This window comes from Shewanella sp. SR43-8, from assembly GCF_014163775.1.
In the GTDB taxonomy this organism is placed as follows: domain Bacteria; phylum Pseudomonadota; class Gammaproteobacteria; order Enterobacterales; family Shewanellaceae; genus Shewanella; species Shewanella vesiculosa.
The window spans coordinates 21,140-35,823 of record NZ_JACJDX010000020.1 but is presented as its reverse complement, the minus strand read 5'-3'; the positions used below and the strand labels follow the sequence as shown (position 1 = coordinate 35,823).

Below are 14,684 nucleotides of genomic sequence, written 5' to 3'. Positions count from 1 at the left end.
CCTATATAGTAATTCCCGACAAAGAATATAGAAAAAATAAAAATCAGATCTAAAAGTGACCTTATCTGCATACATTGTTCCTATATTTTGAATAAGTCTCACTTTTATAAAGTTGATTTACACTAATCAAAAGAGTTATAAAAACACTTATAATCAAACTTACAATAGCTCCATTTGAATCAAAAATTGGTGTAAGAATTAAAGAGCTACATAGACCAATTATAGCTAAGAGAAAGTCATTTTTCTTTGCTTTCTGCTCTTGCCCTGTCAACTGAAAAATATTTCGAATAAAATAATATAAAGAGCAAAGCATTTGAAATAAAACAAATAACAATAAAAGAGAAGAAGCAGCAAGATATTCCTCCCCAAATAATAATAAAATATAATCAGAGAAAAAATAACATAAAATCATAAAGAAAGCTCCACAAGATAGTATCAGCGCAACGCATTTTTTTATTAATAAAAACAACTCAAAAAACATACTTTTTGCATACATTACTGTGAAACTAGGGGAGATCACTCTATTTAAAGATACAAAAACAAAAGCTAATAAAGTTGCTATTCTGAAACTTACAGAGTACAAAGCTACATCAGCCGGAGTACTAAACTTCTCTAACACAAAAATCGGTGTATTTAAAAAAACTAAATCAGCTATAACAGATATAAAAAAAATCTTAGAAAGAAAATATAAGCTTTTAGGAGCGCTTTTTATTTTATTTACATATCTAACTTTATAGCAAAAAAATAAAAAAGAAAAAGCACCAACTAAAAACACGGTAATGCAATATAACATAAAGCATGCTTCTAATGTCAATAAAGTATCAGAGCTATATTTATAAGCATATAATAAAAATAAAAAAACCGAAGGAATTAATACACTCACCATAAACGTGCTTAAAACTGGGTAACCAATACCTAGAAGAAAATTTGATACTATAAAGCTTAAAGAAAGCCCAGTAACTCCCAGGAAAAAATACAAATAAATCTCGTTCAAACTAGAAAATGCACCAAAAAAAATACTTAGTGAAATTATAAAGCATACAAAACAAGAAAAGAAAAATATCACAATAGAAATCAACAAAAACTCATATTTAACTTTTCCCATCTCCGCCGTGCTTGAGTGAAGTGATGAACTTTTAACTATAACATTATCTACACCAAGTCTAGAAAATGTTCCCAATAATACTAATAAAGAAAACGCAAAAAAATATATACCGGCATCATCTACACCTAACTCTTTTGCAATGATAATAGTATTTAAAAGAGACAGACCAGCACCTATTATCTTCAAAATAAAAACAATAATACCAGATGAAAACAAACCTTTTACATCAGACACTTATAAGTACCCATGCATAGGCAAACTAAAAACACACTTTGCTAATAATTCTGCAACTGGAAAATCACCGACCTTATAATCTAAATGACTAAATGCAGTCTGCTCATGCATACATGTCCCATAATAAATCATAGTTGGTATACCTTGCGCTTTATACTCAGCCATATCTTCATCTCGGTTTGCCGATACTAGGGTGTACTGTGCCCATGAGCTAACATAACCTTTAGGTACTTGTGGGGTCTGGTATTTAGCAGACAGTGTTTTTTGATAGTTATCAGCTGCTTTATTACGGTTAATTAACTCTGTAGGGAATGCGGCTAGTTTTTCCAGTAGTATTGCTGCTTGAATGGTGTCTAAGCGGCTATTCATACCAATACGAATATTATCGTATTTATCTTTGCCCTTACCGTGTACACGGTATGACTTTAATAGTTCGGCATATTCATCATTATCAGTAAATATAGCTCCACCGTCACCATAACAGCCGAGTGGTTTCGCTGGGAAAAAGCTAGTTGTGGCTAAATCACCGAAAGATCCAGCACGTTTAACATTACCTTCGGCATCGCATATCGAGCCACCAAAACCTTGAGCGGCATCTTCTACAAGCTTTAGGTTGTACTTATCAGCTAGCTTTTGAATTTCAGGGTAGTTGGCAGGTAAGCCAAATAAATCTACGGCGATAATGGCTTTAGGGATTAATTTACCTTCTGCGATAGTTGCTTGAATTCGCTTTTCAAGATCGATTGGGCAAATATTAAATGTTGCCTCATTTGAATCAACAAATATAGGGGTTGCACCTTCGTAAGCTATGACTTCTGCGGTGGCAAAAAAAGTAAAAGTTGGACAAAAAACAGCATCGCCTGGTTTTATATTCAGCACCATCAAAGTAAGAGTTAATGCATCTGTACCATTAGCACAGGTAATGGCGTGCTTAACGCCAACGTACTTAGCCAGTTCTTGTTCCAGCTCTTGTACTTCAGGCCCCATGATATAATGGCCGTGGTCTAATACTGTTTGAATGCGTTGATCGATTTTAGTTTTTAAGTGTTGGTATTGCGCCGCTAAGTCTATAAATTGCATTTAAATAACTACTCTTTAATGAATGACAAGGTTGAGCCAGAAAGCTGATATGTATCGCCGGTATGTTGACACTTCAGAGTTTCCTCACCGGTTAACGGTAAGTTAAGTTGTTCACCGTATTTACTTATCCAACCAATCTGCTTGGCAGGTACGCCCACCATGAGTGCAAAAGCAGGTACGTCTTTATTGATAACAGCCCCTGCACCAACAAGCGAGTACTCCCCAATCACAACGCCACACACTATTGTACAATTGGCTCCTAGGGTGGCACCTTTTTTAACTAAAGTGTCACGATATTCTGTTTTACGCTCAATAAATGAACGAGGGTTATACACATTGGTAAATACCATGCTTGGACCACAAAACACGTCATCTTCAATATGGACGTTATCGTAAACTGAGACGTTATTTTGTATTTTAACGTTATGGCCAATAGTCACTTTATTACCAATAAACACATTTTGCCCAAGTGAACAGCCATCACCAATTTGTGCACCACTACACACGTGCACAAAATGCCAAACACGCGTATCAATGCCTATTTTTGCGCCATCATCAACAATAGCACTTTCATGCACATGGTAGTTCATAATTACAATACCTTTGAAAGAAGTGGATGTGCGTTATCGCCTGCTATGGCAATAGGCATTTCACGGATTTTTTCTACGGTTTCAATCGCGACCCGATTTTCATCAATACCAAAGCCATTACCAGCCAAGATATTTTGATAACTTTGAGTATGTAAATCGGTAAAGCCGCCTGAGAATTCAAGCTCCTCGGTATTGTTACCATCATTTATAGTAATGCTACGATAGGTGAGTTTTTCCCCCTTAACAGCATTTTCGGGTAAGTTATTGGCATCAATAGACAGGAACCATTTAACTCTTGCTTTTTCATATACAAGGTAGCCGCTAGAAGTTTTTTCATCTCTAAAGTGAACTTCATTATGCTTAAGTTCACCAAAAATAAAATGTAGCATATCGTAAAAATGCACACCAATATTGGTCGCAACACCACCTGATTTATGATCAAAGCCTTTCCAAGACTTCATATACCACTTACCACGTGATGTCATGTAGGTTAAATCAACATCAAAAATTTTATCTGCCGATGCAGCCGCCACTTTGTCTTTTAATGCAATAATCGAAGGATGCAATCTTAGTTGTAAAATTGAATTGACTCTAGCATCGTATTTTTCTTCATACTGCTTAAGAATATCCATGTCAGCAGAATGCAGTACCAAAGGTTTTTCACAAATAACATCGATGCCATTTTTTAATGCATATTTCATGTGGGGTGCATGTAGGTAGTTAGGACTACAAATTGCGATATAGTCTAACTTTTGCCCTTTCATTGCACAGTCTTCAACAAATGCGGTAAAGTCTTCAAATTCGGTAAAAAACTCAGCGTCTGGAAAGTGGCTATCCATGATGCCGACTGAATCATTAATATCCATTGCAACTAAAAGATTATGACCAGTTTCTTTAATGGCTTTTAAATGACGCGGTGCTATATAACCAGATGCGCCAATAAGTGCGAAATTTTTCATGGGAAAATCCTTGTTTATAATCTGATGTCTGAGTCTTTAGGGCCAAAAACATGTTTTACATCGTAAAGTACATGTTTACTTTTGCCTAGTTTGCGAATGGCTTCAACACCCATAGTTTTAAATTCACTGTGATCGACCGCTAACACTATGCCGTCATAATGATTTTCAGTTAATGAATTTATTAATGATAAGCTATATTCATGCTCAACTTCTTCTGGGCTTGCCCAACTATCATAAACATCAACACTCATATTAAAGTCTTTTAGCTCATTAACAATGTCGATAATCTTAGTGTTACGAACATCAGGGCAATCGCCTTTAAATGTAAATCCCAGTACCAGCACTTTTGCCTCATCAACATGGATTTTTTTGCTGGCTATTTTTTTGACTAACTGAGTCGCGACATATTCTCCCATACCGTCGTTAATTCGACGCCCGGCCAAAATAACTTCAGGACGATAACCCACCTCTTGCGCTTTATGAGTTAAATAATATGGATCAACGCTAATGCAATGCCCACCGACTAAACCTGGTTTGAATTTTAAAAAATTCCATTTAGTGCCCGCTGCGTTGAGTACTTCTTCAGTATCGATGCCTAAACGGTTAAATATTTTGGCAAACTCGTTAACAATGGCAATATTTAAATCACGCTGGGTGTTTTCAATCACTTTTGCCGCTTCAGCAACTTTTATTGACCCCGCTAAATGAGTACCAGCGGTAATAATAGAACCGTATAAATTATTGACGAACTGACCGACCTCAGGTGTTGAACCTGAAGTGATTTTCATTATTTTAGTTAGAGTATTCACTTTATCACCAGGATTGATCCGTTCAGGTGAATAACCGGCAAAAAAGTCTTGATTAAACACTAAACCAGAGACTTTTTCGATTATCGGTAAGCAGACTTCTTCAGTAGCACCTGGATATACTGTTGACTCATATATAACAACATCGCCTTGCTTAACAAACTCACCCAATAATTCTGATGCTTTACGAAGTGGTGTTAAGTCTGGTGCATTACTGTCATCAATAGGGGTTGGCACGGTTACAATGTAAACATTGCAATCAGCTAAATCTTGTTTATTACAAGAGAAACGTAATTGTTTTATATCAGCCAGTTCTTGGTCACTTACTTCTAATGTAGAATCATGACCGTTTTCTAATGCTTGTACGCGTGACTTGTTAATATCAAAACCCAATACTGGAAATTTTTTTCCAAATTCAACTGCTAAAGGAAGGCCTACATAACCTAAGCCAATAATGCCAATTTTTAAATCCTTTAATGAATCGTGCATTGCTATTCTCTCTTAATGTAAATAATAAAAATTTCGGTTCATGATCCTAGGCAAGCTATTTCCTAGCTGAACGAAGTCCTTTTCAGACTTCTATATCTTTTATTTATCAGACTTATACTCATAGTTGTAATAGCCATAATAGCCATATGCATTACTGGCTTTTTTGACTACGCCATTAAACACAACACCTTTCACATCGATTCCATTTTGCTCGAAGCGATTACGAGTCAGTTCTATTTCACGTAAATGATTTTGACCAAAACGGGCTACTAATAAAGTAGTACCAGTATGGGCACTTACAATGGCCGGATCGGTTACGGCCAAAATAGGTGGGGTATCGATGATGATAATGTCAAAAGCACTAATGATCTCGGCAACTAGCTTGCTAAAGTTGCTATGCATTAACAGTTCAGAAGGGTTTGGCGGTATTTGGCCTCGGGTGATAACGCTTAAACCATCGACTCTAGTTGCTTTAGTGACTTGCTCTAGCGTTAAACGACCAGATAAATAATCACTTAAACCATCATCCCATTTTAGGCCAAACTGAGTTTGTAAATAGCCTTTGCGCATATCAGCATCGATTATCAATACTCTTTTGCCACTCTGGGCCAGTACTGCGGCTAAGTTTACCGAAATAAATGATTTACCCACTCCAGGGCTTGGACCTGAAATGGCGATAATATTGTTTTTAGCTTCCATCATAGCAAAATGTAAACTAGTGCGCAGGCTACGTAATGCCTCGATAGATAAATCGGCAGGATTGTCTAACGCTAAAATTGAGGTTGCTTTGGCTATGGCTTTAGCTTTGCTTGATTTAGTAAAGCTCATAAGCTTATTTTGGTATTCTGAATATGGCACACTGGCATATACCGGTAAGCCGATAGCTTCAATCTCGCTAGGATCTTCTACACCACGATGCATCGCTTTTTGCACTAATACAATGGCAACAGCTAACATGCCACCCAACATCGTTGCCATCACTACAATTAAAGCTTTTTTAGGTTTTACCGGTTTAGAAGTATTAACCTCGGCAAAGTCAATAATGCGCACATTACCGACGGTACCAGCACGGACAATATCCAGCTCCTGAGTTTTACCCAGTAACATGGTATAAATCTCGTTACTGACTTCAACATCGCGCTTTAAACGTAATAATTCTTGTTGAGTTTCAGGTAAATTACCTACTTCACCGACTAACTGTTTTTTCTGATCATTAACCGCGCTAATTTGCTCTACTAGGCCTTGATAGATTGGATGATCTTTTTTGAACTTACGGCCCATTTCCAGGCGTTTTAATTCCAACTCTTGTAATTTAGTTTCTAGCTTAACAACTTGCTCAAGTACGCCTTGGGTCTCTAGGGTAATGTTAATAGACTGACGCTTTATTTGATAATCGTTAAAGCGTTGCTCGGCAAATTCAAGTTGCTTTTTAATTTCTGGTAATTGAACTTCTAAAAATTCTAATGATTTTTGCGCTTCAGCAGAATTACGTTCAACATTTCGGCGCACATAAATAGCCGCGACTTTATCAAGTACTTTTTCAGCATAACTCGGATTATCGCTTTGTAAGCTCAAGTTAATAATGCCTGAGTCTTTACCCTTCTCACTGGCGCCTATTGCGGCCTGTAAATCTAGAATGGTGTTTAATCTATCTTGACGTGTAATGGTAAACTCAGTACCTGGACGAGCATGTAAGGTGCGTACGGTCAGGCTAAATTTTGAATTTGTAAGCTCTTGACCCACTTTACCTTTGAGTATTTGTTCGCCATCAGCGTTTAATAAGGCAACGCCGTTATTGTCTAGGGCTACTAAGGTAAAACCTGCACCTATGGCAGATTGAGGTACATCAAAACGAAACACATCGATAGTTTCACCGCCCCAGGCATAACTGCTGGCACCAAAACTGGGTTCGGCTAGGTCACCGTCATTAATAGGAGCAAATTTACGAAATGCGCGAGAACCAACAAATGGGAATAAGTTTGGCTCAGCAATAACATCTAGCTTTAAATTATCGACGGCTTCACCAATCACAGAGCGCGATTTTAATAATTCAATTTCGGTCACCGCTGTTGAAGTACTTTCGAACATCCCCGCCATATCGTCTAAACCGGGTACAGATGAACCACTGTCTTCTACTTGGATCATTGCAGTGGCTTGGTAAACCGGGGTTGATAACACCGCATACACAACGCCAACAAACATAAATAACGCTGTTAAACCGATAATAAAATATTTGCGGTCTAGCAAGGCGCCAAACAATGCCATTAAATCGATTTCTTGTGCTTGTTGAGCAAGGTTATCAGTTTTTTTTGTTGTAGGCTGAGCACTCATTAAGTTGCCATTCCTTATAGATATTTTTGCCAAGCGCTACATGCGCTATCGATTAATGCGTACACATGCTCAAAGGCTTCTTGGCTTTGGCGATACGGATCGGGAATTTCTGCATTATTAATCCATTTCCCTAATAAAAACGTTTTGCCACGCGCCTCTGGGTAGCGGCTGTGAACATCGTTTAAATGGCGTTGTTCCATAACTAGAATGACACTATTAATTGCAATTAACTGCGACGACAATTGCTGACCTTGGTGGGTGTCCATTACCACGCCATGACTTAAGGCAATCTTTTGCGCCATGGCGTCAGCAGGTTTAGCGACTAATGCGGTTAACCCTGCTGAGGATACTGTGATATTTTTATCGGTAAGCTTGCTTTTTAAAACATACTCAGCTGTTGGACTGCGGCAAATGTTGCCAGCACATACCATTAATACTGAATCAAACATGGTGTAAAGCCCTTAATTGGATATGCCATCAATTCTATCTAATGTCGAGACCGATGGCAGTAATAAGCTGATTACGCGGTTCCAACGCGCTAATGGTGCTGAGGTCACATAAACAATATCGTGTGGTTGTAACTCAAATTGCTCTGCTAGTACCAAGGAGGCAATGTTCTTAGCGTGTAATTGATATACATCGGCTAAAATACCCGTTTGTTGATAATCGCGTTTTCGCAGTACAAATATACCGTTAGCATCGGCAGTATTTTCATTTAATCCGCCTGAATCACTTAGCGCCTCAGCCAGGTTTAAGCCATAACGGTTAAGCATGACGGTGCCAGCTTTTTTGACATCGCCCAATACAAACACTTTTTGCGCATCGTTACGGTTTACATGTACTATGTCGCCGTCTTGCAGCAAACGGTTTTGCGATATATCACCTTGAGCATAAAACTTGTCTAACTCTATAATCTCGGTGGTTTCGCCACGGGTAAATGTCACCGTACGCCAGTCGGCAGATTCTGATAAACCGCCCGCCTGGTTTAATGCATCAATAAGGGTTAATGGAATTTCTGTGATGGGAACAACACCAGGGCTTGACACTTCACCGGTGATATAGGTTTTTTGGCTTCTAAAGCCAACCACTTTAATATCCACTTGTGGGTCTGTTATGACTTTACTTAACCGTTCAACCAATTCTTTATGCAGTTGTCTGACTGTTTTCCCTACCGCAGGAATATTGGGTGCATAAGCATAAGTAATAGTGCCATCTTGTTGTACCCTAAAACCATCAAACTCGGCAGTACGTTGAACCGCAGCCGGAATGGTTAATTCTGGATGGTCCCATACACCTATGGTTAATACGTCACCAATTCCTAACTTATAGTTATAATTGCTCGTATCGATACCTGCATAACTGGACATCGGTTTAGCACTTTTTCGACGTTGTTTTTGTTGTGCTATTAATGATGCATCAATAATTTGAATATTGACCTTGTCTAAGTCTTGTTCGAGGCTTCTTGTTTGATCACCAGAATCAATCCCCTCAAAATGACTGCCGGGTACAATGGCGCAACCCGACGCAGATACAAGCAAAAATGATGTTATGAGTGTTTTGTAACTAAACGTCATTGTATGATTCCAATTTATGTAAATTTTTAGCATTAAGGGTAAAAGCTAGAAAGCAAAGGCCTAGTTGCTAGATTGTTACGCTGCTATAAAATCTTTACTGCGAAGCAGTTCCTAGAAGCGCACTATTCGCATAGCTGTCTAGAGTCTAGTTCGTTTGTTATCGTTTTTATAATTTGAGGATTAGATGACTCGATAAGAAACGAATGCATTTACATGTTTCTTATTAGAATTGAGTGAACATAATCCATTATTTGTTCGGGGAATGTAGAAGTTAAGCGCATTAACTTCGTGGCGGTCTAGAAAGAAAAAGCTTAACGACTAGAGCGCTACTATCAAATATTTAAAGCTTAGAGACTAGAAGCAAAAGCGTAGCGGCCTAGATTTTAGTCATCGCTCACTATCGCCTGATACCATGTCTAAGCTTGATATCGATTTTTAGACACGCTACCGCCCATAGGTTACGGCTCCCAGCATGCCTAAAATCTCAACGAAACTTCCATTTTCAAGCATTTACGGCTAAATCACGTCGTATATGCATTTTGAGCGCTGATTATACTTAAAATTTCTGTAATTTACAGACAGAAATGACAATATCGTGATTAATTTTGCCATTATATTGCGATTACATGACGGAAACACTACAGCCCCAAAAACTAATATACTGTATGATCTCTCGATAAATCATCATGATAAAAATATGCTAACGGTTATAATTAGATATTTGACTTGCTGTATTTATTTTTAATCATAAAAAAAGGATATTGCTGATGCAATATCCTTTTTTTGAAGTAAAAATACACATTTATTGACGTTTTTAATTGTTCTACCTGTAGTTAACTTTTTATTTTGTCAGTGTAATTGCATATTTTAACCGAAACCAACTGATACACCCTTTTCTACTTTAGTGTGTGCTACTGCTGTTGTTAACTTGCAGTAGCTTGGTTGCATTATCTTAATAGGATTTGTTAGTGACAATAAATGATTGCTACATGTTATCGCCAAATTTCATGCACTAGCCTTGAACACTAGCCTTGATCCCTAATATTAAACGCTACATGTTCGCCAAAGTGCGAGTCATAGCAGTTAATACATTAGCTACCCATTGTTTTGCAGTTTCAAGATTATCGGCCTCAACATAACAACGAAACTCAGGAGCATTACCCGACGGGCGCAAATGAATAATTAATCCGCTTACTAGGGTTAGCCGCAGGCCATCGGTTGCATCAACATGAATAAGTTCATCGGCATTTACGCCCAATGTCGTTAGTAACTCTTGGGGAGATGCATGCACCATTGCAATAATGGCTTTGCTTTTGTCGGTTGGAAAATTTTTTAATCGGTCGCTATGAGTATAACGTTGCGGTAAATGGGCTACTTGGGCAGCAATACCTGTTGCTTGTGATAAGGCTAATACTGCTAAAACCGGTAACACTGCATCACGTGTTGGTAAAGCCGTTAAACTTGATTGAGACTGATTTAAACTTAAGTCACTGCCAAGTAAAAAGCCGCCATTGGCTTCAAAGCCTGCCACTGTGCCGTACTGAGTTAACAGCTGAGCAAAAGCCTCAATAACATAAGGTGAACCAATTTTAGTTCGTTTAACCGTTTTAAATAATTCGGTTTGCTCTATTGCTGTATTGCAGCTAACAGGAATAGCCAGCGCTTCAATATTTAGGTATTTGCTGCACAATAGTCCTAAAATATCACCTCTTAACCAATGACCGTTTTCGTCGGCTAGCATAGGGCGGTCACCATCACCGTCGGTTGAAAACAGTGCATCTAGCTTGTGTGTTGTTACCCAATCTAGCGCTTTCTGGCAGTCTTGTTCACTCACCGCTTCTGTGTCTATGGGAACGAACACATCACTACGTTCTAAGGTAACAACATCTGCTCCTAGTTTACTAAACAATTCAGGATAGATATCCCGGCCAGCACTGGAATGTTGGTAAATGCCTATTCGCTTACCTTGTAATAATGTATTGCTGAATACATTTACATAACGTTGAATATATTGTTGTGCAGCATTTGGATTAACGGTTAATGGATCGAGTTCTGTTAATGCTCTAAATGCAACTTGGCTAGAGAGAATCGCCTGTTCATTTTGCTTAGATATTTCGCCGTCTGGCCGATAAAACTTAAGTCCGTTACGGTCGAACGGAATATGACTTCCGGTAACCATAATTGAAGGCATGTTTTGTTGCATGGCAACATAAGCCAATGCAGGTGTTGGTATTACGCCGTAATATTGCGATTTAAGGCCTAGTTGCGCTAATGCTTGTGCACAAGCTTGTGCCATAGCATAACTACTTGGACGATTGTCTATGGCAATGGCGACTGTATCAAAGGTAAAGTCTTGCTGCATAACTGACACAAAGGCATGGGTAAATGCAGCACATACGTCTGGGGTAAATTGCTCAACTAATCCGCGTGCACCACTGGTACCAAAAAGCACGCCGCTTTGAGCTAAAGTTACGTTAGTGTTTAACATCAGTTATTTCCCTTCCACACGGCCGTAACGGTCTTCAAAACGGACGATGTCATCCTCGCCTAAATACGAACCCGATTGAACCTCGATAAGTTCTAATGGCATTTTGCCAGGGTTTTCTAATGCATGAATAACGCCAACTGGAATATAGGTAGACTGGTTTTCGGTTAATAGAATGTCTTTGTCACCATTGGTTACTTTGGCAGTACCCGAAACTACAATCCAATGTTCGGCACGGTGATGATGCATTTGTACTGACAATTTCGCACCAGGTTTGACGGTAATGCGTTTAACTTGGAAGCGCTCACCGTTATCAATTGAGTCGTATTGTCCCCAGGGACGATAAACTTCACGGTGGAACGTGACTTCAGAACGTTGTTCAGACTTAAGCTGATTAACAATTGCTTTAACGTGTTGTGAATGATCTTTATGTGCAACTAATACCGCATCTTTAGTATTGACTATGACTAAATTTTCAACACCAACAGTAGCCACTAGTTTATCTTCACCAAAGACCAAAGTGTTTTTAGTATCGACAGCTTTAACATCGCCTTTAAACACATTACCATTATTGTCTTTTTCAGACACATCCCATAATGCCGCAAAACCACCTACGTCGCTCCAACCAGCGTCCATTGGTACAACGACGGCATCTTGAGTTTGCTCCATTACTGCATAGTCAATGGATTCATCTGGACAAGCTTCAAACGCGGCTTTGTCGACACGAATAAAGTCCAGATCATTATTTTGTACTCGCATGGCTGCTTCGCAGGCGGCATATATGTCTGGTCGAAACGCTTTTAGCTCGGTTAAGTAGCGGCTAGCTTTAAATAAAAACATGCCGCTGTTCCAATAATAATCACCGCTTTGAATATATTGCTGCGCTGTAGCTAAATCGGGTTTTTCAACAAAACTGTCGACAACAAAACCGCTTTGAAATTGCTGACCGCGTTTTATATAGCCATAGCCGGTTTCTGGTTTGTTACCTACGATACCAAACGTCACTAACTTGTCTTGTGCAGCTAACTCTGCCGCCTTTGCGACACTTTGTTGAAACGCACTTACGTCGTCAATAACATGGTCTGCAGCCAGCACTAGCAATAACGGATCTTGGCCTTGCTCTGTGGCTTTGAACGCTGCTAACGCAATCGCTGGTGCAGTGTTTCGGCCTACTGGCTCTAAAAAGATGCCGCTATGGTTAACCCCTAGCTGCCTAATTTGTTCTGCTGCAATAAAACGATGTTCTTCATTACAGATTAGCATTGCAGGCGTATGTTCAAGCCCCTTTAAACGTGTAATGGTGTTTTGAAGCATTGTTTGCTCACCACTTAACGTTAAAAATTGCTTGGGGTAATTACCGCGCGAAAGCGGCCATAAACGTGTACCTGAACCGCCAGCCATAATAATAGGTGTAATTGTCATAATGCCGCCAATGCTATCTTAAAAGTGTGTCCAACCAATGGGACAAGGAAAGAGGTGTTGTCGATATATTGCCAATGGCAACTTGCGTAACAAATTGTTGTTTTTGATCCTTGTTCCACACGATTCCATTAGTGCGATCGAGAATGTCGATGGCTGCAATTGGTTGGTGTAATAACACATAAGGATTTGTTGTCAGCAAGTTGTAATCTAGGCTCAAAGTTTCCCATGTTCTCATGGTTAAGCCAGACTGTCCTTTATGGTGTATATCGATAATGAAACGACTATCGAAGAAAATATCGTTCATGGTATCTCGATCAATAATATCAAATGTAATCCATTCTTTAGGACACTTTCTTACATAGGGATCGAGTAGATAAAATACACAGAATTGTATTTTGCTTTGAAAATAGATTTTGATAAATGACTTAGCAGAGATGGTTTGTTCATTATTGAGCAACTTATATAACAGCTTTGCTCTGTCGCCGTGATAACTGCCAATGAAACTGTATTGAAAGCACTTAGCTGATTTGTTTGATTCAGCGATGCTAGTATTATCGTCCGGATAGAATAATGGCACATACTCTAATTGGTGCTGCTGACAATCGGCAAAGTCGAATGACATCGCCTTATCTGCCACTGCAGCTAATTGAACAAATCCATTTGAGTTAGCTATGGAATCCCAACAATATACAAGCACTCGGACATTAGGGTTTAACTTCTTAATCCCCTTTATTAAAAGCGGTGAAATACAGGTGCCTTTGACGATAATAACAGTAGTTATATTGTGTATTAACGGGGTGATTTTTTCGAGTAATTGTTGACTATACTGCCGCGAAATAAAGTGATTGTAATTAGCTACGTTATATTTGATTAATGCTTTGCCAATAGAAGAACATAGCGGTCTGTCGGAAAAAGAGTGTACAGAAGTAAAACGCTTTGTTAGTTGATTTTCTATCAGTACTTTGTAGTCGAAAAATGCGGGACAAATTAATACTGCGTGGTCGTTTTTACCCATGAATTGCTAGCCACTTTTTTTGCTCGAAGTTATAGGTTTTAATTACTTTGGCAGGGTTACCTACCGCAATTGAAAATGCGGGTACATTTTTAGATACCACAGCATTAGCGCCAATGATTGTACCTTGGCCAATGGTTACACCTGGTAAAACAACCACTCCTTCACCTAACCATACATTTTGCTCTATTACGACGGGCGTACCTGTTAATGGTCTGTCTTTGCATATTGATAGAGGGTCTGAATGCAAGTCACCGCCGTAGCTACCATGATTGAGATCGGTAATAAATACTCGACTGGCGATTAACACATTGTCGGCAATACTGACACTTTTCAGGGCCGCGATGTGCACAGAGTCATTCACCTGACAATTGTTACCAATAGCAATATTAATTTCACCATCTTGACCATGGGCTTCGAAGCGACAATAACGGCCAGTCGAGAACCCTTTACCGATTTGAATATTTTTTTTGCCGCGGCAATCAAATGGACGACGTATTATTTTGGCTTGTTTGAACAGAAAATAGGTCAATACTTTCTCATAAGCTAATGACAGAATACCAAAGAAGCCATAATGTTTGATTAAATTACCCAAAA

General features: G+C 38.9%; 12 protein-coding genes. All 12 read right to left on the bottom strand.

Translation table 11 applies throughout. The features are described from left to right. Positions 1–61: 61 nt before the first annotated feature. A complete protein-coding gene (locus H5114_RS19520) occupies positions 62–1,339 on the bottom strand; it encodes an oligosaccharide flippase family protein (RefSeq protein ID WP_182723838.1) in 1,278 nt (425 codons plus the stop codon). Then, complete coding sequence (locus H5114_RS19515) at positions 1,340–2,419, bottom strand: DegT/DnrJ/EryC1/StrS aminotransferase family protein (RefSeq protein ID WP_182723837.1); 1,080 nt, start codon at positions 2,417–2,419, stop codon at positions 1,340–1,342. Between the two features lie 8 nt (positions 2,420–2,427). Next, entirely contained in the window at positions 2,428–3,009 is a 582-nt protein-coding gene (locus tag H5114_RS19510) for an acyltransferase (protein ID WP_182723836.1), read from the bottom strand. A 2-nt stretch (positions 3,010–3,011) separates the two neighbouring features. Further along, complete coding sequence (locus tag H5114_RS19505) at positions 3,012–3,968, bottom strand: Gfo/Idh/MocA family protein (RefSeq protein WP_182723835.1); 957 nt, start codon at positions 3,966–3,968, stop codon at positions 3,012–3,014. A 14-nt stretch (positions 3,969–3,982) separates the two neighbouring features. After that, a complete protein-coding gene (gene tviB, locus H5114_RS19500) occupies positions 3,983–5,263 on the bottom strand; it encodes a Vi polysaccharide biosynthesis UDP-N-acetylglucosamine C-6 dehydrogenase TviB (protein WP_182723834.1) in 1,281 nt (426 codons plus the stop codon). A 99-nt stretch (positions 5,264–5,362) separates the two neighbouring features. After that, on the bottom strand, positions 5,363–7,594 hold the full coding sequence (locus H5114_RS19495; RefSeq protein WP_182723833.1) for a polysaccharide biosynthesis tyrosine autokinase: 2,232 nt from the start codon (positions 7,592–7,594) through the stop codon (positions 5,363–5,365). Between the two features lie 14 nt (positions 7,595–7,608). Next, positions 7,609–8,043, bottom strand: a complete 435-nt coding sequence (locus tag H5114_RS19490) for a low molecular weight protein-tyrosine-phosphatase (protein ID WP_182698157.1) — start codon at positions 8,041–8,043, stop codon at positions 7,609–7,611. A 12-nt stretch (positions 8,044–8,055) separates the two neighbouring features. Continuing rightward, the gene (locus H5114_RS19485; RefSeq protein ID WP_182723832.1) at positions 8,056–9,168 is read right to left on the bottom strand and encodes a polysaccharide export protein; all 1,113 of its coding nucleotides are present in this window, start codon (positions 9,166–9,168) and stop codon (positions 8,056–8,058) included. A 1,051-nt stretch (positions 9,169–10,219) separates the two neighbouring features. Next, complete coding sequence (locus H5114_RS19480) at positions 10,220–11,656, bottom strand: phosphomannomutase (protein ID WP_182723831.1); 1,437 nt, start codon at positions 11,654–11,656, stop codon at positions 10,220–10,222. Positions 11,657–11,659: 3 nt separating this feature from the next. Continuing rightward, positions 11,660–13,075 (bottom strand): mannose-1-phosphate guanylyltransferase/mannose-6-phosphate isomerase, encoded by a 1,416-nt coding sequence (locus tag H5114_RS19475; protein ID WP_182723830.1) that lies wholly within the window; start codon positions 13,073–13,075, stop codon positions 11,660–11,662. Positions 13,076–13,088: 13 nt separating this feature from the next. Continuing rightward, a complete protein-coding gene (locus tag H5114_RS19470) occupies positions 13,089–14,090 on the bottom strand; it encodes a hypothetical protein (protein ID WP_182723829.1) in 1,002 nt (333 codons plus the stop codon). Beyond that, positions 14,083–14,682: a DapH/DapD/GlmU-related protein gene (locus H5114_RS19465; protein WP_182723828.1), complete on the bottom strand. Its 600-nt coding sequence runs from the start codon at positions 14,680–14,682 to the stop codon at positions 14,083–14,085. Before H5114_RS19465 ends, H5114_RS19470 begins: the two co-directional genes overlap by 8 nt. Positions 14,683–14,684 lie beyond the last annotated feature (2 nt).

What these genes read in the sequence shown, in the direction of transcription:
- tviB (WP_182723834.1), bottom strand. Translation starts at nt 5,263, where the DNA reads ATGCACGATTCATTAAAGGATTTAAAAATTGGCATTATTGGCTTAGGT.
- H5114_RS19510 (WP_182723836.1), bottom strand. Translation starts at nt 3,009, where the DNA reads ATGAACTACCATGTGCATGAAAGTGCTATTGTTGATGATGGCGCAAAA.
- H5114_RS19475 (WP_182723830.1), bottom strand. Translation starts at nt 13,075, where the DNA reads ATGACAATTACACCTATTATTATGGCTGGCGGTTCAGGTACACGTTTA.
- H5114_RS19495 (WP_182723833.1), bottom strand. Translation starts at nt 7,594, where the DNA reads ATGAGTGCTCAGCCTACAACAAAAAAAACTGATAACCTTGCTCAACAA.
- H5114_RS19485 (WP_182723832.1), bottom strand. Translation starts at nt 9,168, where the DNA reads ATGACGTTTAGTTACAAAACACTCATAACATCATTTTTGCTTGTATCT.
- H5114_RS19470 (WP_182723829.1), bottom strand. Translation starts at nt 14,090, where the DNA reads ATGGGTAAAAACGACCACGCAGTATTAATTTGTCCCGCATTTTTCGAC.
- H5114_RS19515 (WP_182723837.1), bottom strand. Translation starts at nt 2,419, where the DNA reads ATGCAATTTATAGACTTAGCGGCGCAATACCAACACTTAAAAACTAAA.
- H5114_RS19505 (WP_182723835.1), bottom strand. Translation starts at nt 3,968, where the DNA reads ATGAAAAATTTCGCACTTATTGGCGCATCTGGTTATATAGCACCGCGT.
- H5114_RS19480 (WP_182723831.1), bottom strand. Translation starts at nt 11,656, where the DNA reads ATGTTAAACACTAACGTAACTTTAGCTCAAAGCGGCGTGCTTTTTGGT.
- H5114_RS19490 (WP_182698157.1), bottom strand. Translation starts at nt 8,043, where the DNA reads ATGTTTGATTCAGTATTAATGGTATGTGCTGGCAACATTTGCCGCAGT.